This is a genomic window from Sphingomonas sp. PEI4 (genome assembly GCF_056679955.1).
Genome location: NZ_JBWXPI010000002.1, coordinates 232,376 through 252,143, shown reverse-complemented (window position 1 = coordinate 252,143; position 19,768 = coordinate 232,376). Strand labels below are relative to the sequence as shown.

The window sequence follows — 19,768 nt, the reverse complement described above, 5'->3', positions numbered from 1 at the left end:
GTCGTCGAGCGGATCACGGTTTGGGCTCCAGTATGACGGCGGCACCGCCGGATGAGGACAGGACGAGCGACAACGTGTCGCTCGGGACGACGGTATGCGTCTCGGTGACGAGATCGGTGGGCGCGACGCCGTCCTGCCACGTCCGCACCGTATATCGGCCGGCACCCAGGAACGAGAGCGGAAGAGCGAACGTGCGCGGTGCGTCGGTCATCGCCCCGACATACCAGCGGGTGCCATGACGGCGTGCGACCGCGATGTCCCGACCGAGCGTGCCTTGCAGGAACCGCGTTTCGTCCCAGCTGGCCGGCACCGCGCTCAGGAAATCGAGGCCCTTCTGGCCGCGATAGGCGTCGGGGCTGTCCGCAACGGACTGGAGCGGGCTTTCGAACACGACGTATTTGGCGAGTTCGGCGGCGCGCGTCGTCTGCGTCTGCGGGCCGGTAGCGGCGATGGCGAACGTCGCTGGCGTGGCGTTGCGATAGCCGCCCGGCGTGTAGTCCATCGGGCCGGCCAGCATCCGCGTATAGGCGAGCGTGATGTTGTGGCGGGCGGTGATCCGCTTCGTCCACTTGCCGTATTCCGCGCCGAGAACGCCTTCCTGCGTCAGGAAGTTGGGCCAGGTTCGCGTCATGCCCCACGGATGCGTCGCGCCATGCAGGTCGAGCAGAAGGTGATGCCCGGCGGTTGCCGCCGCGACGCGGTGATAGAAGGCGATCATCTCCTGATCGTCGCGGTTCATGAAATCGATCTTGATTCCCTTCACGCCGGTCCGCTCGAGGAAGCCGAGGATGCGCTCCATGTCCCGATCAAGCAGAGCCCAGTGCATCCAGACGATAAGGCCTACACCTCGGATCCTGCCGTAGCGGACGAGGCCCGGGAGATCGATCTCCGGAACGGTTCGTGTGGGATCGGCGCCGGGGAACAGGATGGGACCACCGCCGCTGTTCACGTACCAGCCCTCATCCACCATCGTGTAGGCGAGCTTCTGCGACGCGGCGAAATCGATGAAGGCGCGCTCGGTCGCGTCGTTCGACCCGGCCACGGGAACGCCTCGCAGCAAAGGGCCCGACCACCAGTCCCACGCGGTCTTGCCGGGCTTGACCCAGCTGAAGTCCCCCACCGGTGCGGGGTTGAGGCTGGTCAGCAGCGTGTTCTCGATCAGTGCGCCCGGGTTCGCCGCGATCATCACGACGCGCCAGGGCGACATGATGCCGGCGCCGACCTCGGCCACGACGGCCACCAAGGGATCGTCGATCCGCCGTGTAAGCCTTGCGGCTACGCCGAGATCGCCCGTTTCGGTGCCCGTCAGGGACATCGCAGGCCAGTTCTCGACCGCTGCCTCGGCGATCGCGACGGCAGGGCCGCCACCAGTATCGCAGACCAGTGGCAGTTCGTATGAGTTGTGGGGGCGGATCCCGGACGCCCGCACCGGATCATACTCGCCCTCGTGGCTGGTACCGGCTCCGCCAAGGTTCAGCCCGGTGCAGGCGTAGTCGGACGGGAAGGCGAACTGCGTCAGTTCGTTGACGATCCGCAAGGTGGACAGTCCCGGCTGCTTCGGCACGGCATATCGAAGCGCGATTCCGCTGTCATAGGCACGGACGATCAGATCAAGCCTGCGGTACGCACCTGTTCGCTCGACGTAATGCACTACGATCTGACGATAGCCCTGTGCGACCTTCGCAACCTTGCCGGCCGGAAGCGTGTAGCGGTCCTCCCCCAGGCTGGACTCGATCCGTTCGACTCGCAGGCCGTCGGCTAGCTTTGCATACCGTTCGAACTCGAAACCGAGCGTGGAGGGTGCGATCACCGACCGGCCGTCGACGGCGACGGCATAGCTCGGCTGGTCCTGCGGATTCGTCCCGAGGGTCACCGCGACACGACCATCAGGAGACGTGACGGTCGGCGGCGGCGACGATTGTGCTAACGCAGCTTGGCTCGCGACGACAGCGCACGCCGCGAGAAACATCCTGCGAAGCACCCGCGGTGCCACGGTCTTCATTGTTCGGCGCTTGCTCATGCAATCCCCTCCGCGCGCCGGTAAGGCGTCGCCAAGGGAAGTAAGCCGCCCGACCGTAGAAAAGCAATTTGAAAGATGAATGTTGACAGCTGAGCCTTCTGGCCGGCAGACCGACTGGAAAAGCGCGGTAGGCGAACGGGAGAGAGATATGCGCATCAAGCAGATTATGTCGGCAGCAGCCGTGGCGTCGGTCGCCATCGGTACCGCAGGGCACGCGCAGGTGTCGTCCACCAAAGTCCCCTCCCTCTCGGCCGTGGCGCACCCAGAGAGCTGGCCCGTGCTGCCATTGAAGCGTCACCGGGATCCACGCGTTGAAGCGAGAGTGGATGCGATGCTGAAGCGCATGACGATCGACGACAAGGTCGGTCAACTGCTGCAGGTCGACATTGCCTCGATTACGCCGAAGGATTTGGAAACCTACAAGCTTGGATCGATCCTGAACGGCGGGAATTCAGCGCCGAATAATGACGAGTTCGCGCCAGCAGGCGAGTGGCTCAAACTGTTCGACGCCTTCTACGATGCGTCGGTCAAACGCTCCGACGGCCGGCCGGTCGTACCGGTGATCTGGGGAACCGATGCGGTGCACGGCGCCAACAACATCGTCGGTGCGACGCTGTTCCCGCATAACATCGGGCTGGGCGCCATGCGCGACCCGGCACTGATCCGCCGGATCGGTGCGGCGACTGCCGCCGAAACCGCTGCGACCGGGATCGACTGGAGCTTCGCGCCCACGGTCGCGGTCGTGCAGGACGATCGCTGGGGGCGCACCTACGAAAGCTATTCGGAGGATCCGGCCATCGTCGAATCCTATGCCGGGCAGATGGTCCAGGGCATACAGGGCAGCATCGGCGGCGACTTCATGAAGCCCGGCCACGTCATCGCGTCGATCAAGCATTTCCTCGGCGACGGCGGCACCGGTGGTCGCGACCAGGGGGACACGCGCGCCAGCGAGGCCGTACTGCGGGACGTCCATGCTGCGGGCTATCGCAGTGGGCTGGTCGACGGTGCGCTTACGGTGATGCCCAGCTTTTCGAGTTGGAACGGCACCAAGATGACGGGCAACAAGAGTCTGCTGACAGGGGTGCTAAAGGATCGCTGGGGCTTTGACGGATTCACGATCGGCGACTGGAATGCGCACGGGCAGGTACCGGGGTGCACCAACGAGGATTGTGCGCCGGCGATCAACGCCGGTCTCGACATGTTCATGTATTCGGGACCGGGCTGGAAGCAGTTGTACGCGAATACGCTGCGCGAAGCGAAGGACGGCACGATTTCCGCTGCGCGACTGGACGATGCGGTGCGCCGCATCCTGCGCGTGAAGGTGCTGGCCGGCACGTTCGAGGCCGGTCGGCCGTCGACGCGACCGCTCGCGGGCAAGTTCGACCTGCTCGGCGCACCTGCGCATCGCGCGGTGGCACGTCAGGCGGTCCGTGAGTCGCTGGTCCTCCTCAAGAACAACAATGCCGTCCTGCCGCTCAGGTCGTCAGCGAACATCCTGGTCGCCGGGCGCGGCGCGGACGATATCGGCCGACAGTCGGGGGGCTGGTCGATCACCTGGCAGGGAACGGGCGTGACCAATGCCAGCTTCCCCAACGGAGAGTCGATCTTCGCCGGCATCGAACAGACCATGCGCGCCGGCGGCGGCAAGGCGACGCTGTCCGTTGATGGCCAGTATCAGGCGAAGCCGGACGTCGCGGTCGTGGTCTTTGGCGAGGCCCCCTATGCCGAGTTCACGGGAGATCGACCGACGCTTGAATACAGCCCCGACGACAAGTCCGATCTGGCGCTGCTCCGCAGGTTCAAGGCTGCCGGGGTGCCGACCGTCGCAGTCTTCCTGTCGGGGCGACCGCTATGGGTGAACCCGGAACTGAACGCGGCCGACGCGTTCGTCGCGGCCTTCCTGCCGGGTACCGAAGGCGGCGGCGTTGCGGACGTGCTGATTGCGGGCAAGGACCGCAAGCCGGCGCATGATTTCCGCGGCACGCTCAGCTTCTCGTGGCCCAAGCGCCTCGATCAGTACGTCTTGAACCGACGCGACGCCGGCTACGATCCGCTGTTTCCGATCGGGTACGGCCTGACCTATGCCGCGCCCAGGACGATTGGCGAACTGGACGAGACACGGCCAAAGGGCGTGGTGACCGATCAGAACGCGCTGTTCGTACGTGGTCGCATCGTTGCTGGCGGCCGGCTCGACGTGGCGGGCGCGGTTCGGCAGACTCGGGTCGACCGGGTGGCGCAGGAGGATACGTTGCGGTTCACCTTCGGCGGTGCTGGAAGCGCATCGATCGAAGAAGCCAAGTCGATCGACGTCACCCGCGAATCAAACGGTCAGCTGAGTCTGCTCATGGACTACCGCGTCACGACCGCACCAACTGGCGAGGTGACGCTGGGGATGACGGGCGGCAAGACTGCCACGGTCCCGATCACCGGCGCGATGAAGCTGCCTGGCAGTGACTGGCGGCAGATCGCTGTTCCGCTTCGTTGCTTTGCCGAGGGCGGGGTGGAGATGGCGCAGGTCAGCAAGCCCGTGACGCTGGCGACGACGGGCGCGCTCGGCATCGATGTCTCGAGCATCCGGATCGCCAGTGCACCGCCAGGTCCCGTCAGCTGCGGTGTCCGCTGACCTTAGAAGGGGGTAATCGATGCACGTGAACAGGCGTGAAGTGGTGGCGAGCGCTACGGCATTCGCACTGATGCCGTACGCGGCCATCGCTAGGACGGTCGGCGCGGCGGTGCCGGCGCGGGCGCTCAGCGACCCGCGCGCGTCGGCGGAAGCGCGGGCGCTCTATCGGTACATCTGGTCGATCTACGGCACAAAGACGCTTACCGGGCAACAGGAGCAGAACTTCACTCCGGCCGGCGCGCGCGTCGAACTGGACTTTATTCAGAGGGTCACCGGACGTCAGCCTGCGTTGCTGGGTCTCGACTACATCGAACCGAAGGATCAAGTCGCGGTGAACGAGCGCGCAACGGCGTGGTATCGTTCGGGGGGGATCGTCAGTCTCTGCTGGCACTGGGGTGCGCCGGATATCGGCACCGGGTACGAGAATTCCAAGAAGGACTTCGACGTCGCCCGCGCGCTGATCGCCGGCACCCCGCAGAACGTCGCCTTGATGGCGCAGATGGCGCACGTCGCCGATCTGCTCGCAGTTCTTCGTGATCGTAGGATACCCGTGTTGTGGCGGCCGTTCCACGAGTTCGGCGGCGACTGGTTCTGGTGGGGAAAGCACGGACCGAAAGCTTTCAAGGCGCTGTGGCGGACCATGTACGACTTCTTCGTCGTGGACCGCGGACTGCACAATCTGATCTGGGTGCTCGGCTGGGCAGGGCAGAACATCGACCCCGCATACTATCCCGGCCGTGACTGCGTTGATGTCGCTGGCGCCGACATCTACGTCGACGATCACAGCAATCAAGCAGGGCTGTTCGCGCAGGTGAAGCGCATCGTTGGGGATACCATCCCGATCTGCCTGCACGAGAACGGGCCGATCCCAGATCCCGCCACGCTGGGTCCCGAGGCGGACTGGGCGTGGTTCATGACGTGGCACACGCGTTGGCTGCAAGATCCCCAGCAGAACGCGCCCGCATTGTTACGCGAATACTATCGGTCGGAGCGCTACGTCACCAAGGACGAGTTGCCAAAGTGGTGACCGAGGTGCCGGCTTGAACACTGTGCGTAGGAAGTTGACCGTGTCGGTTCGGACCTGAAGAAACTAGGAATCGTGCACCAACACCATCCATGAACCAAAAAAAAGGGTCGCAGAAGCGACCCGTAAAGTGATTTAGGAGAGGATGCCTGAAAGGCGTTTTCTCGGTACCGCAACCTCCGCCGGATGGCAAATGCAATTTTCTTAATTAAAGACGTGATCGTCACCGTTTGGCTCGATCAAAAATACGGCTGGATCGTTTGGACCTATGCAGAGCGGCGTGTCGAACCCACCGTCCCATGCTGTTTCCCGCTGCTCTGATCCGGCGAACGACGCCGACGATAGGGTGTCGCTGCAGCCGCGCGATGCGACTGGAAGGTTGTTCAGGTGAGTCGGCGGCTTCGACCAACAATCGCGATCGGCAGCAGACCATTCGACGGCTGGCGAGGTACAAAAGCGGCGTGAGGTAGCTCTTGCACGATCGAAACTGACTTGGATTGCCAGTCGAGTTACGTCTTTGAATTACCCAACACTTAGGTACGGTTGATCTCGGATCGCCTCCGCGTCTCTACGCTGATCGGCCGTACCCGGTTGGGTTACGTTCACCGATCGCACAGCTAGTTCCGTCTTCATCGAAGACCTGCGGCTTCGCCACATCCGGTGTTACCGCTAGCACCAAAGGCCGAGCGAACGCTCGGCATTACCACGCGCGGCTGCGCCAGCATATGCCGCGCAGATAATACCGCGAGAGGGCGCACCACGATGCACGTCGATACCAAATCCACAGCAGCAGCCGGAGGCGATGCCAGCCACGGCTACGACGCGCCCGATCTGCGCGTGTTCGTGTTCGCGCTGTTCTTCATCTTCGGCGGCATCACCTCGCTGAACGACATCATTATCCCGAAGATGAAGGAGCTCTTCACGCTCGACCACGCGACCGCGATGCTGGTCCAGTCGGCGTTCTTCCTCGCCTATGCGCTGTTCTCGATCCCCGCCGCCGCGATCGTGCGCAAAGCGGGCTATATGCGGACCGCGTCGATCGGACTCGTGACGATGACCGCGGGCTGCCTGCTGTTCATCCCCGCCGCAGGGCAGGCGAGCTTCGGCATGTTTCTGTTCGCGCTGTTCGTGCTCGGCGCGGGCATTACCGTGGTGCAGGTCGTCGCCAACCCGCTGATCTCGGCGCTCGGCCACCCCAAGTCCGCCTCGAGCCGGCTGACCTTCGCGCAGGCGTTCAACTCGCTCGGCACCACCATTTTCCCGTATGTCGGCTCCGCGCTGATCCTGGGCGGGCTGGCGACGGTCGACTCCTCGACCCTCACCGGCGCCGCGCTCGACGCCTACCGGACCGAATCGTCGCGGACCGTCGTGCACACCTATATCGGCCTCGCGATCGCGCTGCTGATCGTCGCCGCGGTGGTGTGGACCCGTCGCAACCGGCTCAACGAGGAGCAGGACCAGACCGGCAGCATCTTCCACGCGTTCACGCTGCTCAAGCGCCCGCGCTTCGCGATGGGGACGGCGTGCATCTTCCTGTACGTCGGCGCCGAAGTCGCGGTCGGCTCGCTGATCGTCAATTACCTGATGCAGCCGAGCGTGATGGGGCTGAGCGACGTCGCCGCGGGCAAGCACGTGCCGTTCTACTGGGGCGGCGCGCTGGTCGGCCGGTTCATCGGCGCGTACGTGCTGAACAAGGTGTCGCCGGGCAAGGTCCTCGCGGGCGTCGCGACGGGCACGCTGGCGCTAATCCTGATCTCGGCGAACACCGAGGGCGCGCTGTCGGGCTGGGCGTTGCTGGCGATCGGCCTGATGAACGCGGTGATGTTCCCGACGATCTTCTCGCTGGCCTCCGAAGGTCTCGGCAAGCGCGCGGCGGAAGGCTCGGGCGTGATCGCCACAGCAATCGTCGGCGGCGCGATCGTCCCGTATCTGACGGGGATGCTCGCGGACAAGTCGGGCAGCCTGCACTTCGCGCTGCTGCTCCCGGCAATCTGCTACGCGCTGATCCTGGCATACGGATTGTACGCTCGGAAGCCGGCCATAGCGAATGTGTAGTTGCGTCGGAGCCATGTAACCATCTCGCTCCCATGAGCAGGTCGATGGCATTGTTGATGCGACGTTATGCTGCTGCGACTAATTGCTCGTGATCGTAACTGAGCAATTCGCGCATCTAGAGGCTGTTATGAACCTGCGGCGAGGGCAACGGCCTGCTTCATCATGAGGCAGGCGAAGGCGACGACATGAAGTCCTGCGAGTGTTTCGGCGTAGCGTTCGTAGTCTTTGACGAGGCGTCGAAAACGGGTCGCCCATGCGAATGACCGTTCGACAACCCAGCGTCGCGGCAAGAGGACGAAGCCGCGCTTGGCCTCGGGCAATTTGACGACCTCAAGTGTGATGCCGTGTATGGCTGCGGCGTTGGCGGCTCGCTCGCCGGTATAGCCCTGGTCTACCCAAGCAAGTTCGACGGTGTCGTTGGTGACGGCCTGCACGGTACGCGTGAGCCGCTCCACCTCGCCGCGGTCTTCTGCGCTGGCCGGTGTGACATGAAGCGCCAGCAGATGGCCCAGCGTATCGACGGCCATGTGGATCTTCGAGCCCTTCTTACGTTTCCCACCGTCATAGCCGGCACGCTCGCCGCTCTCGGGCGTGGAACGCAACGTCCGACTATCGATGATTGCGGCGGTCGGCTCGGCCTTGCGGCCTGCCGCCCGGCGCAACACCGCGCGCAGATCGTCGACCAACGCTTCGAAAGCCAGGGTCGTGTCCCGGGTGGTGGTGTAGCTCGGCGGTAGTGAAGCTGACCGGCCGCGCGCTATCCCCGAGCGCTGTAGCGGCCGGTCAGGTTCACGGGTGGCCATCGAAGATCTTCGGATAGGTGTGGGTTGCGAAACTCAACCAACGGAGACCTTCGATGACCGACGATACGATGAACCTGCAGGCGCTGGTGGGAAAGAGCGCGGATGCAGATTTTCTGCGCGAGATGATAGGCTTTGCCGCGCAGCGGCTGATGGACCTGGAGGTCGGCAATCTGACCGGCGCTGGATATGGCGAGAAGAGCAGCGACCGGCTTGCCCAACGTAACGGTTACCGCGAGCGGGACTGGGAGACGCGGGCCGGCACGGTGGAGTTGCGGATCCCCAAGCTGAGGACGGGCAGCTACTTTCCCGCCTTCCTGGAGCCCCGGCGCCTTTCAGAAAAAGCGCTGACCGCGGTCGTCCAGGAGGCGTACATCCAGGGCATCTCGACCCGCTCGGTCGACGACCTGGTGAAGGCCATGGGAATGTCGGGCATCTCGAAGAGCCAGGTGAGCCGGCTGTGCGAGGAGATCGACATCCGCGTGAAGGCGTTCCTCGAGCGGCCTATCGAGGGCGACTGGCCATACGTGTGGGTCGACGCGACGTACCTGAAGGTCCGCCAAGCCGGCCGGATCGTCTCGGTCGCGGTTACCATTGCGGTCGGCGTGAACTGCGACGGCAGGCGCGAGGTGCTCGGCATGGCGATTGGTGCGTCGGAGGCCGAGACATTCTGGACAGACTTCCTGCGCGGCCTCGCACGGCGAGGCTTACGTGGCGTGAAACTCGTCATCTCGGATGCACATGAGGGTATCAAAGCAGCCGTATCGCGGGTGTTCAGCGCAACGTGGCAACGGTGTCGAGTCCACTTCGCGCGCAACGCCACAGCCCATGCTGGAAAGAGCGGTCGCCGCGTTGTCTCAGCTTTTATCGCCACGGCTTATGCCCAGGAAACGCCCGAGGCTGCCAAGGGGCAATGGCGAAAGGTTGCCGACCAGCTCAGACCCACCGTCCCGAAGCTCGCCAAGCTGATGGATACGGCGGAGGAGGACGTGCTCGCCTACATGTCGTTCCCGCCGCAGCATCGCACCAAGCTGCACAGCACCAATCCACTCGAACGCCTGAACGGCGAGATCAAGCGGCGCACCGGCGTGGTCGGCATCTTCCCCAACGAGGATGCCATCACCCGCCTCGTCGGCGCCTTGCTGCTCGAGCAGAACGACGAGTGGGCGGTCCAGCGAGGACGTTACATGACGCTGGAAAGCGTGACGCAATTGAGCGATGATCCCGCAGTCACGTTGTCGTCCATGGCGGCGTGATTGACCCGGCCCTGCCCGGAGATCAAAGCGGCTACGCCGCTGAAGCTACACCACGCGGTGGGACACGATCACGTTATCGACGCACTTTGGAGGAAGTTCTTGATCAGGAAGAACTCCTCATCCGCTCCTACGAGGTGAGAAAGCTGTAGCCGCACTGGCGAGGCGAACTGCTCCTGATCCTCAACTCGAGTACATCACGGCGCCGTGGTGCCTCGGGAATCCCATGTGCAAGATATGACCATCTGGTGGAACCGTTCGACGGCGCCCCACCGTTGGGTCGGTATGCAGTTCTGGACTAACCGGTAATCATGGAGGATCGGCGTTGGAGCGGGGACCCCACCTGACTGGAGCGCAACGTATTGATCCAGCTCGCAATGCCACCTTGTAATCGGGGCCCGGATCGGTGCCTGTTTCGACCCGGGCCGAGCAAAGTCTGATTACCCTGTAGTAGCTTACACATCATTCACGGAGTTTGCTTCAACGTTGATCCACGTCTTTCGCTGTCGCGCCAACCTCCGGAAGCTGCCGCGAGTCACTTGGTTGCTGGGCCGCAGAATATGCGATCAAGCTTCTATGGTTGCCGAGTGACGCGTCCACCACGCAATGCTAGCGAAGCCAATAAGGCTGATTGAATGCAGCAGATAGTGGACGGCGGAGGCGGTCTTGGTCGTGCTGAGCAGGAACAGGTCCCCGGCCGGAATCATCGTCGTCAGCGTCAGCAGGATCACCAACGCCCGTCGGTGCCGGCCAACCGTCAGGCCGGCGATATAGCTGGCAAGCGCGAGATCGCGCAAACCGATTGCCCGGACATAGAGTAACGCCGACTCTGTTTCCGTACTTAATCCATATATGCGAGCGCCCGTGGCGGGTGCGAGCACAAACCATCCGCCCAGTAGGAAGAAAACTCCTGCGGTCGTCAGCAGGACGGCTGTCAACGCCGCGGGGAAGTAACGATCATCGCTCATGGTTATCCTGGATTCCCTCCTTTCACTCGGAACTTCAGCTGTCGCCCTGCGCTAATCCCATGACACTTGCGAGGCCGCGATTCAGGATAGCGCCAGCGCCACGGCGCCCTGAACCACTAGAAAGATGGGCAGGGGCGTGCGGGCAACAGCAACGGGTATCTGCCCGGCTGGAACCCACAGAGGCCACGCCCTGCTGCGCAGGCTGGAATACAGGAAGGAAGCCGTCGATGAACATGGGGTAATCGCGGGAGCGAAGCCTTAGCGTTCATGATGGAAGCTGGTGGCTGTTCCCCGATAAGATGGAAGTACGGGCTCACGACCGGAAGCCGGGCCCAAGCATCTGATGGAGAACAGCCATGGACGAGTATATCGGACTAGACGTTTCCTTGAAAGAGACTGCCGTATCCATTCGGCGTGACGGCAAGCGTGTTTGGCGTGGTAAGTGTCCCTCGGATCCACAGCTTCTGGCGGCATTGATCCGCAAGCATGCGCCGGCACCCAAGCGGGTAGTATTCGAGACTGGCCCGCTCTCGGTCTGGTTCTTTCACGCGCTGGCGGCCGAGGGGGTGCCGGCGATCTGTATCGACGCACGCCATGCCAAAGCCGCTCTCGACATGGCAGCGAACAAGACCGATGCCAACGATGCCAACGATGCCGACGGATTGGCGCATCTGGCTGAGGTAGGGTTCTACAAGGAAGTGCGGGTCAAGAGCTTCGACAGCATGCTCACGCGCACGCTGGTAGCGGCACGGACTCGCCTCGTGCGGATTGGCACGGAGCTGTCGAACCAGATCCGGGGCCTGATGAAGACGTTTGGTCTCGTCGTTTCCGCTGCGATGGGTAGCAAGTTCGAACATCATGTTCATGCGCTGCTCTCCCACAATAGAGATCTGGGCCAGATCATCCGTCCGCTGCTTGAAGCCTGGCACGCAGTTCGCCTCCGCGCCGCAGAGCTCGGACGCAAGCTTCTCGCGGACGCACGTCGTAGCGCCGCCTGCCAGCTGCTGATGTCGATCCCCGGTGTCGGTGTCGTGACCGCCACGTCGTTCGTTAGCGCAATCGAGGAGCCTGCCAACTTCAAGCATTCGAGGTCAGTGGGAGCGTTCGTCGGGCTGACGACGCGGCGCTATCAGTCTGGCGAGATCGACTATGACGGGCATATCTCCAGGCGCGGCGACAGCCACCTGCGCGGGCTGCTTTACGAGGCCGCAACAGTCCTGCTCACGCGCAGCCGATCCGAATGCGATCTACGCAAATGGGGGCTGCAGCTGCGAGAAAGGCTCGGCTTCAAACGCGCCACGGTCGCAGTCGCCCGCAAGCTCGCCGTCATCATGCACAGTATGCTGATCACCGGTGAACCGTTCAGGGAGAAATCCGCCGCAGCTTGAGTTCCCGAGCTCGTCCGCGTCGCAAGGCGCCACGAGACGTCCTGCCGGGACGTAGGCTGATTCATTCCGCGACGTTCGTTGCACCTTATGCCTTCATGGCATTGAAGTGCGTGATGAACCTTGGAAGGGTCGCCCGCGAAGCCCCATCATGCGGCGGCTTATGTCGACCGCGAAGACGACCATGCTCCCGGCAACGGCATCTCAGAAACCCCTTGCAACCCACGCGATTAGACGACGTACGTGCACGCAACCTGCTAATCGCTGGCGGTGCGATCGCAGCCGCTGGCCTTTGGTGGATGGCGCGGTCGGACGATCCGACGGATCGAGATCAAGCTACCTACCCGCCCCTCGACACGCCGAAGCCGGTGGCCGAGGACATCTGGATCATCGATAGTGGCCCGATTAGCGCAATGGGTCTTCAACTCCCGGTCCGCATGACGATCATCCGGCTGGCGAGCGGCGACCTCGTCCTTCATTCCCCGACGGAGTTCTCCCCCGCCGTCGCCGCGGCTGTCGCTGCGCTCGGCACGGTACGTCATCTCGTTGCGCCCAACGTGGCACACTGGACGTTCCTGACCGAGTGGCAGCGCGCTTCCCGGAAACGACCGTCTGGGCCGCTCCAGGCCTGGGAGACCGGCCACAGGTCCGCGCCTCCGGTTTGCGCATCGACGCAGTGTTGGGCGACGAAGCGCCGCCGGCCTGGGCGGACGAGATTACGCAGGGCGTGGTAGCCGGTGGGGCAGGCTTCTATGAAATCTGGTTCTTCCACCGATCCAGCCGCACGCTATTGCTTGTCGACCTGATCGAGAATTTGGAACCCGCAAAGCTGCCGCCGCTCGCGAGATTGGTGATGCGAGCTTCCGCTGCAACCAACGGAACAACTGCGCGCTATCTCCGGCCAATCGTTCGGCTCGGCGGACCGAAGGCAAAGCAGGCAATTAGAGAACTCATAGCAATGGCGCCCGAACGTGCTATTTTCGCTCACGGACGCTTCTTCGACAGGCAAGCTGCTGAGCAGTTGCAGCGCGCGTTCGATTGGTTGGTCTAGTGCGTCCGCAAGCGGCCAGCGCCTCGACGGAAGTCGCAGCGGCGCACCTTCAGATGCGAATGGTCGCTTCACTCGGGAATGTGTTCATCAGGGTTGCCGTCAATCGCGGTTAATTAGTCAGGATTGAGATGTCTTCCGATGCTCGATAACAGCTATGCAGGTCTGCCGGACCGGTTCTTCCGGCGCGTTCAACCCGCGACTTTCCCCGCGCCCAGGCTCTTGAAGCTCAACCGGCTGCTTGCGGCCGAACTCGGCTTCAATCCCGACCATCTGGCGGGCGAGAACGGGGCCGCAATCTTCGCAGGCCTTAAAATGCTCGAGGGGGCGGATCCCATCGCGCTTGCCTATGCCGGGCATCAGTTCGGCAACTTCGTGCCCCAACTCGGCGACGGGCGTGCCATCCTGCTCGGCGACGTCGTCGATCGACATGGAAGGCGCCGCGACATCCAGCTGAAGGGGGCGGGGCGCACGCCCTTCTCGCGTGGCGGCGATGGTCGGGCGGCGCTTGGCCCCGTCCTGCGCGAGTATCTGGTCAGCGAGGCGATGGCGGCGCTCGGTATCCCAACCACCCGTGCGTTGGCGGCAGTGACGACGGGCGAAACGGTCATGCGCGAAACTCCGCTGCCGGGCGCGATCGTCACGCGCGTCGCCGCCAGCCATGTCCGTGTCGGCACGTTTCAATTTTTCGCCGCGCGCGGTGACGTGCAGGCGCTGCGTCTGCTCGCGGACTATGTCATCGACCGCCACTATCCCGCGGCTGCGACGGCGGAGCGCCCCTATGTCGCTCTGCTCGACGCTATTGTCGCGGCGCAGGCGGATCTCGTCGCGCGGTGGCTGCTCGTCGGTTTCATCCATGGCGTCATGAACACCGACAACATGTCCGTCGCCGGCGAGACGATCGATTATGGTCCGTGCGCCTTCATGGACGCCTACGATCCCGGGACCGTGTTCAGCTCGATCGATCGCATGAGTCGCTATGCGTACGGCAACCAGCCAAGGATTGCGCACTGGAACCTAACGCGTCTGGCGGAAGGGATGCTGCCGCTCCTCAGCGAAGATGAGGCCGAGGCGATGGAGCTGGCGCAGGTCGCGCTTAGCGCGTTCGCGGCCCGGTTCGAACGCGCTTATCACGGCGGCCTCGCGCACAAGCTCGGGCTGCGGGATGCGCGGGAGGGCGATGTGGCCCTCGCCGCCACGATCCTCGATGCGATGGCCGTTAACCAGGTGGATTTTACGCTGTTCTTTCGCCGCTTGGGGGTGGCCGTTGCGGGCGAAGATGAGCCGGTTAGGGCGTTGTTCATCGATCCGACCGCGTTCGATGCCTGGGCGGTCGACTGGCGTGTTCGGCTGGCGGAGGAACCGCAGGACGCGGACATCCGCCGTGCCGCAATGGAAGCGGTGAATCCGGCCTTTATTCCCCGCAACCACCGCGTTGAGGCCATGATCGTCGCGGCCGTCGAGCGAGACGATTTCGGCCCGTTCGAGACGATGCTCGAGCTGCTCTCCCGTCCGTATCAAGACCAGCCCGACTTCACGGAGTTCGCTGGCCCGCCGGAAGCGCATGAACGGGTACTAGCGACCTTCTGCGGAACCTAGCGGTTAGCTCTCCGTCCACTTTATGGAAGCGGCATAATGAAGCGCGCGTCTAAACGGGTAGCCCGCTGAGCCGCTAGCTACGGGGCACCACGGGATCGATGGACCGGCCCTTCATGTCTATATGAAGGTAGGTGCTGTTGAAGTCGCCGGCATCTGCGAGGCTTTCCCAATCGTCGATCTTCACAGATCGCATCGTCCTCGTGATGAGCTTGTCGGTGTCGAGTGTCTTGAGGGTGCGGTTCACATGTACCGGCGTCAGGCCTACGCAGTCGGCAAGCTGTTCCTGGGTCATCGGCAGCTCGTAATTGCATTGTTCGCCCAAACCCGCGGTTTGCAGCCTGAGCGCAAACTCGCAGAGAAGATGCGCCACCCGCGCGCGCGCATTGCGACGGCCGACGTTGGCAACCCACTCACGCGCCACCGATCCGTCGACCAGCGTGTCGTGCCACATGGCCCTACCGACGTTGGGGAGCCTGGCCGTGATCTCAAGGATTGCAGCACGAGGGATAAGCGCCACTTCGATCGTGGTCAGCGCCTGGACGTTGTGATCGGCAATGCCGAGGACCGCGTTCTGAAGATCGACCATGTCGCCCTTCATGTGAAGGGCGACAATCTGCCTGCCGCCATCGCCGACGATCTTGGAGCGAAACGCGAACCCCGAAAGAAGGAGGGCACAATGCTCCGGTTCGTCTCCCTCCCTAACAACATATTGCGTCGGGCCTATGCTGCGGAGGCGGTGCGGCAGCGCCAGCAATGCCCCGCGGTCAGCATCGTCGAGTTTCGCCCACCGTTCCAATTTCGGCAACATAGGGGCAAGGGCTGGCTGATCTGGATGTTGCATGGCTCGGCTCTCCGTTGGCGGAGAGCACGGGGCTCACAGTCATCGAGACGCCGGAAGAGGTTCGATGATGGGCGCAGCCTAGCTCAGGTTAAGCCTGAAAACTCTATGATAGGATGGTATGTTAAGACCATTCTTCCTCACCTGCTTGCCCTGCAGCCGCTCTCAGCGGCAGGCTATGAGCCGGGACGGCCGGTGATCAGTTCGACTGCTTCGTGAAAAGGGAGCGTCAGGACGAGCTTGCCCGTTGCATCTGTTACTTCAATCCGCGCGGTCAGGTCGATGATCCCGCTGTCCACGTCCGCCCGGATGATGGAGCGAGCGGCCTTGATCGCTCGCCTGCTGGCCTCGTCAAGGTCGGCTATCTCACGCCCAAGCTGATCCTCGGTTCGGCCGCTACGATCCTGGAGGTGGAAGAAATAGCAAGCCATGCCGCCTCCAACGAAATTCAGACGAGATCGCCGGCTCGCTCCGAAACGAGACCGTCCCTCTCTGCCGTCCGTTTGAGATGTAGATAGTTGGGGTTGAAGCTCGCCACCCCCCGCAGTTGGCCAGGATTCACCACCTTGAGCGTCCTTCTGTCGAACTCGATGAGCCCCTCCTCGCGCATTTGCTTCAAGGTGCGGTTCACATGCAGCGGGGAGAGACCCGTCGCATCGGCAAGCTCGTCCTGGGTGATTGGCCACGGCATTACGTCATCGTCTGTCGCGCCGACGATACGATAGCGCACCAGCATCTCGTAGATCAGGTGGGCAATCCGCTCTCTGGCTTCCCTGCGGCCAAGGTCGACGATGCGCTCGCGCAGCACGGCCAGGTCCGTCATTGTACCCCACCACAGCGCCTCGGACATAGGTGATATTTCGCGCAGCAACTCCCGCATCGTGCCGGCCGGGATGACAGCACACCTGGTGGGGCTGATCGCCGCAACGCTGTGGTCCATTTCGTCCAGAATAAAGACTTCAGCATCGCAGAGATCGCCGGGGATGAGAAAAGCCATGATCTGCCGTTCTCCATCGGGCAGCAGCTTATATCGAGCTGCCAGCCCTGACAGGAGCACGTGGCACTCGTCGATCTTTTGTCCCTCGTTCAGAATATCCTCGCCGCGGGCATAGTCCTGCTGGCGCAATGAAACGAGGCTATCGAGCCGCTCGCGCTGCTCGTTGGTGAAGGGCGTGAACTGCTCCATCTTCATGGTCCATGGATTACTCATGGGGCCCTCCCTGGTTATTCCCTACGCCTATAGCCGAAAGCTGCCACAGCATTGTGGCCGACAGGTTTCAGGCTGACAATCCACTCATCCCGCTGTGCTGTTCCTTGAGCCTGCTATGATGAGATGGCTGGCGGGGGGCGGGAGCGAACCTCGACGCTTATCAAGCCCAATCTGTTCGCGGAGGTGCGGGAGCTCGGTAGCTGGCCGCGGACATCGACTCATGGCAGCCGATCTCGTCAGCGATCAGGCTCCGCTACACTGGTGCAGCTGCGCAGGAAGCGCTGTCGCGTCAGTTCGGGGATGTCGGCCGCCGGGCGTGCGGCGCTGAACAAGAAGCCCTGGCCGACATCGCAGCCGGCGCGGCGTAACAGTAGCGCTTGCTCTGCCGTCTCGACACCTTCGGCCACAGTCTTCATTCGGAAGCTCTTTGCGAGGCCGATCACCGCGTTCACGATCGGCGCATCGCTGCAGTCCGACTGCAGCGGCGCGACGAAGGACCGGTCGATCTTCAGGACTGAAACTGGAAAGCGCTGGAGGTGTGACAGCGAGGCATAGCCGGTGCCGAAGTCGTCGAGGGAGAGGGAGATGCCGGCCCGACTCAGGGTTGCAAAAGCCTCCTCCACAATGTCCAAATCGCGTCCTAGGAACACCGACTCTACAATCTCGATCTCGACCATGGTGGCAGGTACGCCCGCTAACACCAAACGCTCCAGTAGCTCGTCGGCAAAGCCGGGGCGGCGTAAGTCCACCCCAGACGCGTTCAGCGCGACATGGCCGAATGCGACCCCCGACTGCAGCCAATCTCGCATGTCGCCGATCACCTGGCGCTGCATGACAGAGCTGATCTGACAGCCAAGATCGCGATCGTCGAATGCGGCGGCCAACGTATCTGGCGTCTGCACGCCCCGGGTGGGATGGTCCCAGCGCAGCAGCGCTTCGAAGCCGACGACCTCACCTGTGACAAGATCTATCTTGGGCTGATAAAAGGGCCGGATAAGCTCGGCGCCGAGTGCTTCCCGGCCCACCGCGAGCATGGACAGTTGGCGCTGAAGCTCAGCGCGCAGTTCAGGCCTGAACGGGCGCAGGCAATTGCGACCGCTGGCCTTTGCATCGTAAAGCGCGAGGTCGGCACTTCTGAGTAATTCCTCCGCCGTCGCGCCATGGCACGGGTAGATCGCGATCCCTGCGCTCACCTGGCATTCGACCCCGATATCGTCGACCGTCACCTCACCACGTAGCGCGGAGAATACGTCATGGGCTTTCTGTTCAACCCTAGCCGGATCAACGTCTTGAAGGAGAACGGCAAACTCATCACCGCCTAATCGCGCAGGCGTGCCGAACTGAAGTGCCGCTAATCGTTCTGCGATCCAGCGCAGAACGGTGTCGCCGGCAGCATGACCGTATCGGTCGTTGATGAGCTTGAACCGATCGATGTCGAAAATGATCACCGCCGACGTACCGCCGTGCGCGGCAGCCTGCTGCAATGCGCCCTCTAGGCAGTTCTGGAACGTCTCGCGATTGGCCAATTCAGTCAGTACGTCGTGGCTTGCACGCCACGCCACGTCCAGCTCCGCCAGGCGCTGCTCGTGGACGTCTTCAGTCGTGCCATACCAGCGCAGGATTGCGCCCGCGTCGTCGCGCAACGGCGCGCCGCGCGAGCGCATCCATCTGTACGATCCGTCGTGCAGCATGAGACGGTAGATGCAGTCGAGGGGCTCGCCGGTCGAAACGCTACGCTCCCAACACCGCCGGAGCTGGGTCACGTCGTCGGGGTGGACGGCGCGGATGAAGCGTGTTCCAAGCGCTTCGGCAAGCGGCCGCCCGGTCATTCGCGACCATGCCAGTCCGACCTCCCTCAACGTGCCGTCTGGCGACGCTGCCCACGCGATTTGCTCGCTTAGTTCGATCGTATAGCGATAGCGCTCCTCGCTCAGGTGAAGCGCAGCTGCGGCGCGGTTGCGCTCGGTCAGGTCCATCATTGCCCCCACCATGCGAGTGGCTTTGCCATTCTCGTCTGTGACCACGAAGCCGCAATCGACGATATCAGCATACTGTCCATCGCCACGCAGAAAGCGGTAGGTTTCGCGCCATCTCTCTGGTGAGCCGCTTTTGATCGTGGCTTCGATGCTAGCGGTGACACGGACTCGGTCGTCAGGATGGATCTGCGCCTTCCACCAATCCCCATGGTTTGTTTGGCGGCTGAGGGCATGGCCCAGTTGGCTGTACATCGCCTCGCCCCAGGTCAGCTGACCCGTTTCGAAATCCCAGTCCCACACCACATCGTTTGTCGCCTTCGTTGCGAGGCGATAGCGTTCCTCGCTCGCGCGCAACTTGTCCGTCGCACAACGCCTCTCGTTACAATCCTCGGCTGTCCCGCACCAACATGTTATCTGGCCATGCGGATCGCGTTGCGCGGTGGCACGAACGTGGAACCAGCGGTGCTGGCCATCCGCAAGACGGATACGACATTCGATGTCGAGGACACAGTCACCCTCGTTCGCCGCCCGCCACGCCCGCTGCAAAGCCTCACGGTCGGCGGTGTGGATGGCGCTGCTCCACTGCGCGCGCAACACCTCGGTCGTAGCAAAACCGAGCTTCTGGAGCCCGCGCGGTCCCACATCCACTATCGTGCCGTTCGGGAGCGCCATCCAGGGGATGATCGGCCCAAACTCGGCCAGATAGACATATCGATCAGGCATCTTTTCGAGCGCGTCGGAGGCTATCGCGGCTGCACGATCATCATCGTCCGGAGAACGTATCTTGCCCCCAAGGCCTAGGGCATGAGCCGTAACGCGGTGCAGCCAACCTTCTTCGCTCATTCCGGCCCCTTTCCCCTAGTGCGAACGAATAGAGACTGAGTCTTAATAACAACTTAGACGCCCAGATCTCGAGGTAGTCTGAGTCTACAATCATATTCTGCCTTAGGCAGTCACCCCGTTCCTCAG

General features: G+C 62.9%; 13 protein-coding genes and 1 pseudogene. 7 read left to right on the top strand and 7 right to left on the bottom strand.

Annotation, left to right across the window (positions count from 1 at the left end):
* Positions 1–13 precede the first annotated feature (13 nt).
* Positions 14–2,020, bottom strand: coding sequence for a glycoside hydrolase family 97 protein (locus tag AC1MLZ_RS20245; RefSeq protein ID WP_480961783.1), 2,007 nt, complete (start codon positions 2,018–2,020; stop codon positions 14–16).
* Positions 2,021–2,168: 148 nt separating this feature from the next.
* Between AC1MLZ_RS20245 and AC1MLZ_RS20240 the strand changes: the two genes are divergently transcribed.
* From AC1MLZ_RS20240 to AC1MLZ_RS20230, 3 genes are all read left to right on the top strand, one after another.
* Positions 2,169–4,643, top strand: a complete 2,475-nt coding sequence (locus AC1MLZ_RS20240) for a glycoside hydrolase family 3 protein (RefSeq protein ID WP_480961782.1) — start codon at positions 2,169–2,171, stop codon at positions 4,641–4,643.
* A gap of 19 nt (positions 4,644–4,662) precedes the next feature.
* Complete coding sequence (locus AC1MLZ_RS20235) at positions 4,663–5,670, top strand: glycosyl hydrolase (RefSeq protein WP_480961781.1); 1,008 nt, start codon at positions 4,663–4,665, stop codon at positions 5,668–5,670.
* 759 nt (positions 5,671–6,429) lie between these two features.
* Complete coding sequence (locus tag AC1MLZ_RS20230; protein WP_480961780.1) at positions 6,430–7,722, top strand: sugar MFS transporter; 1,293 nt, start codon at positions 6,430–6,432, stop codon at positions 7,720–7,722.
* 125 nt (positions 7,723–7,847) lie between these two features.
* Here the strand turns inward: AC1MLZ_RS20230 and AC1MLZ_RS20225 are convergent.
* Positions 7,848–8,417, bottom strand: a pseudogene (locus AC1MLZ_RS20225) (IS5 family transposase); the annotation flags it as partial.
* Between the two features lie 161 nt (positions 8,418–8,578).
* Between AC1MLZ_RS20225 and AC1MLZ_RS20220 the strand changes: the two are divergent.
* The gene (locus AC1MLZ_RS20220) at positions 8,579–9,778 is read left to right on the top strand and encodes an IS256 family transposase (RefSeq protein ID WP_480958293.1); all 1,200 of its coding nucleotides are present in this window, start codon (positions 8,579–8,581) and stop codon (positions 9,776–9,778) included.
* A 563-nt stretch (positions 9,779–10,341) separates the two neighbouring features.
* Here the strand turns inward: AC1MLZ_RS20220 and AC1MLZ_RS20215 are convergent.
* The gene (locus tag AC1MLZ_RS20215) at positions 10,342–10,743 is read right to left on the bottom strand and encodes a DUF4267 domain-containing protein (RefSeq protein WP_480961779.1); all 402 of its coding nucleotides are present in this window, start codon (positions 10,741–10,743) and stop codon (positions 10,342–10,344) included.
* Between the two features lie 356 nt (positions 10,744–11,099).
* Here AC1MLZ_RS20215 and AC1MLZ_RS20210 point away from each other — a divergent pair, with 356 nt between their 5' ends.
* The 3 genes from AC1MLZ_RS20210 to AC1MLZ_RS20200 all read left to right on the top strand — a co-directional run bounded on the left by AC1MLZ_RS20210 (position 11,100) and on the right by AC1MLZ_RS20200 (position 14,775).
* Positions 11,100–12,131, top strand: a complete 1,032-nt coding sequence (locus tag AC1MLZ_RS20210; protein ID WP_480961778.1) for an IS110 family RNA-guided transposase — start codon at positions 11,100–11,102, stop codon at positions 12,129–12,131.
* A gap of 676 nt (positions 12,132–12,807) precedes the next feature.
* Entirely contained in the window at positions 12,808–13,179 is a 372-nt protein-coding gene (locus AC1MLZ_RS20205) for a DUF4336 domain-containing protein (protein ID WP_480961777.1), read from the top strand.
* 138 nt (positions 13,180–13,317) lie between these two features.
* Entirely contained in the window at positions 13,318–14,775 is a 1,458-nt protein-coding gene (locus tag AC1MLZ_RS20200) for a protein adenylyltransferase SelO (RefSeq protein ID WP_480961776.1), read from the top strand.
* Between the two features lie 73 nt (positions 14,776–14,848).
* On the opposite strand, the gene AC1MLZ_RS20195 is transcribed toward AC1MLZ_RS20200, so the two are convergent.
* The 4 genes from AC1MLZ_RS20195 to AC1MLZ_RS20180 all read right to left on the bottom strand — a co-directional run bounded on the left by AC1MLZ_RS20195 (position 14,849) and on the right by AC1MLZ_RS20180 (position 19,642).
* The gene (locus AC1MLZ_RS20195; protein ID WP_480961775.1) at positions 14,849–15,529 is read right to left on the bottom strand and encodes a Crp/Fnr family transcriptional regulator; all 681 of its coding nucleotides are present in this window, start codon (positions 15,527–15,529) and stop codon (positions 14,849–14,851) included.
* A gap of 260 nt (positions 15,530–15,789) precedes the next feature.
* Complete coding sequence (locus AC1MLZ_RS20190; RefSeq protein ID WP_480961774.1) at positions 15,790–16,044, bottom strand: DUF6894 family protein; 255 nt, start codon at positions 16,042–16,044, stop codon at positions 15,790–15,792.
* Positions 16,045–16,061: 17 nt separating this feature from the next.
* On the bottom strand, positions 16,062–16,823 hold the full coding sequence (locus tag AC1MLZ_RS20185) for a Crp/Fnr family transcriptional regulator (protein WP_480961773.1): 762 nt from the start codon (positions 16,821–16,823) through the stop codon (positions 16,062–16,064).
* A 236-nt stretch (positions 16,824–17,059) separates the two neighbouring features.
* Entirely contained in the window at positions 17,060–19,642 is a 2,583-nt protein-coding gene (locus AC1MLZ_RS20180; protein WP_480961772.1) for a sensor domain-containing protein, read from the bottom strand.
* Positions 19,643–19,768: the final 126 nt, after the last annotated feature.

Bases quoted from the DNA above. Each gene is read 5' to 3' on its own strand.
- AC1MLZ_RS20210 (WP_480961778.1), top strand. From the start codon at position 11,100: ATGGACGAGTATATCGGACTAGACGTTTCCTTGAAAGAGACTGCCGTA.
- AC1MLZ_RS20190 (WP_480961774.1), bottom strand. From the start codon at position 16,044: ATGGCTTGCTATTTCTTCCACCTCCAGGATCGTAGCGGCCGAACCGAG.
- AC1MLZ_RS20230 (WP_480961780.1), top strand. From the start codon at position 6,430: ATGCACGTCGATACCAAATCCACAGCAGCAGCCGGAGGCGATGCCAGC.
- AC1MLZ_RS20180 (WP_480961772.1), bottom strand. From the start codon at position 19,642: ATGAGCGAAGAAGGTTGGCTGCACCGCGTTACGGCTCATGCCCTAGGC.
- AC1MLZ_RS20240 (WP_480961782.1), top strand. From the start codon at position 2,169: ATGCGCATCAAGCAGATTATGTCGGCAGCAGCCGTGGCGTCGGTCGCC.
- AC1MLZ_RS20245 (WP_480961783.1), bottom strand. From the start codon at position 2,020: ATGAGCAAGCGCCGAACAATGAAGACCGTGGCACCGCGGGTGCTTCGC.
- AC1MLZ_RS20215 (WP_480961779.1), bottom strand. From the start codon at position 10,743: ATGAGCGATGATCGTTACTTCCCCGCGGCGTTGACAGCCGTCCTGCTG.
- AC1MLZ_RS20235 (WP_480961781.1), top strand. From the start codon at position 4,663: ATGCACGTGAACAGGCGTGAAGTGGTGGCGAGCGCTACGGCATTCGCA.
- AC1MLZ_RS20200 (WP_480961776.1), top strand. From the start codon at position 13,318: ATGCTCGATAACAGCTATGCAGGTCTGCCGGACCGGTTCTTCCGGCGC.
- AC1MLZ_RS20185 (WP_480961773.1), bottom strand. From the start codon at position 16,823: ATGAGTAATCCATGGACCATGAAGATGGAGCAGTTCACGCCCTTCACC.
- AC1MLZ_RS20220 (WP_480958293.1), top strand. From the start codon at position 8,579: ATGACCGACGATACGATGAACCTGCAGGCGCTGGTGGGAAAGAGCGCG.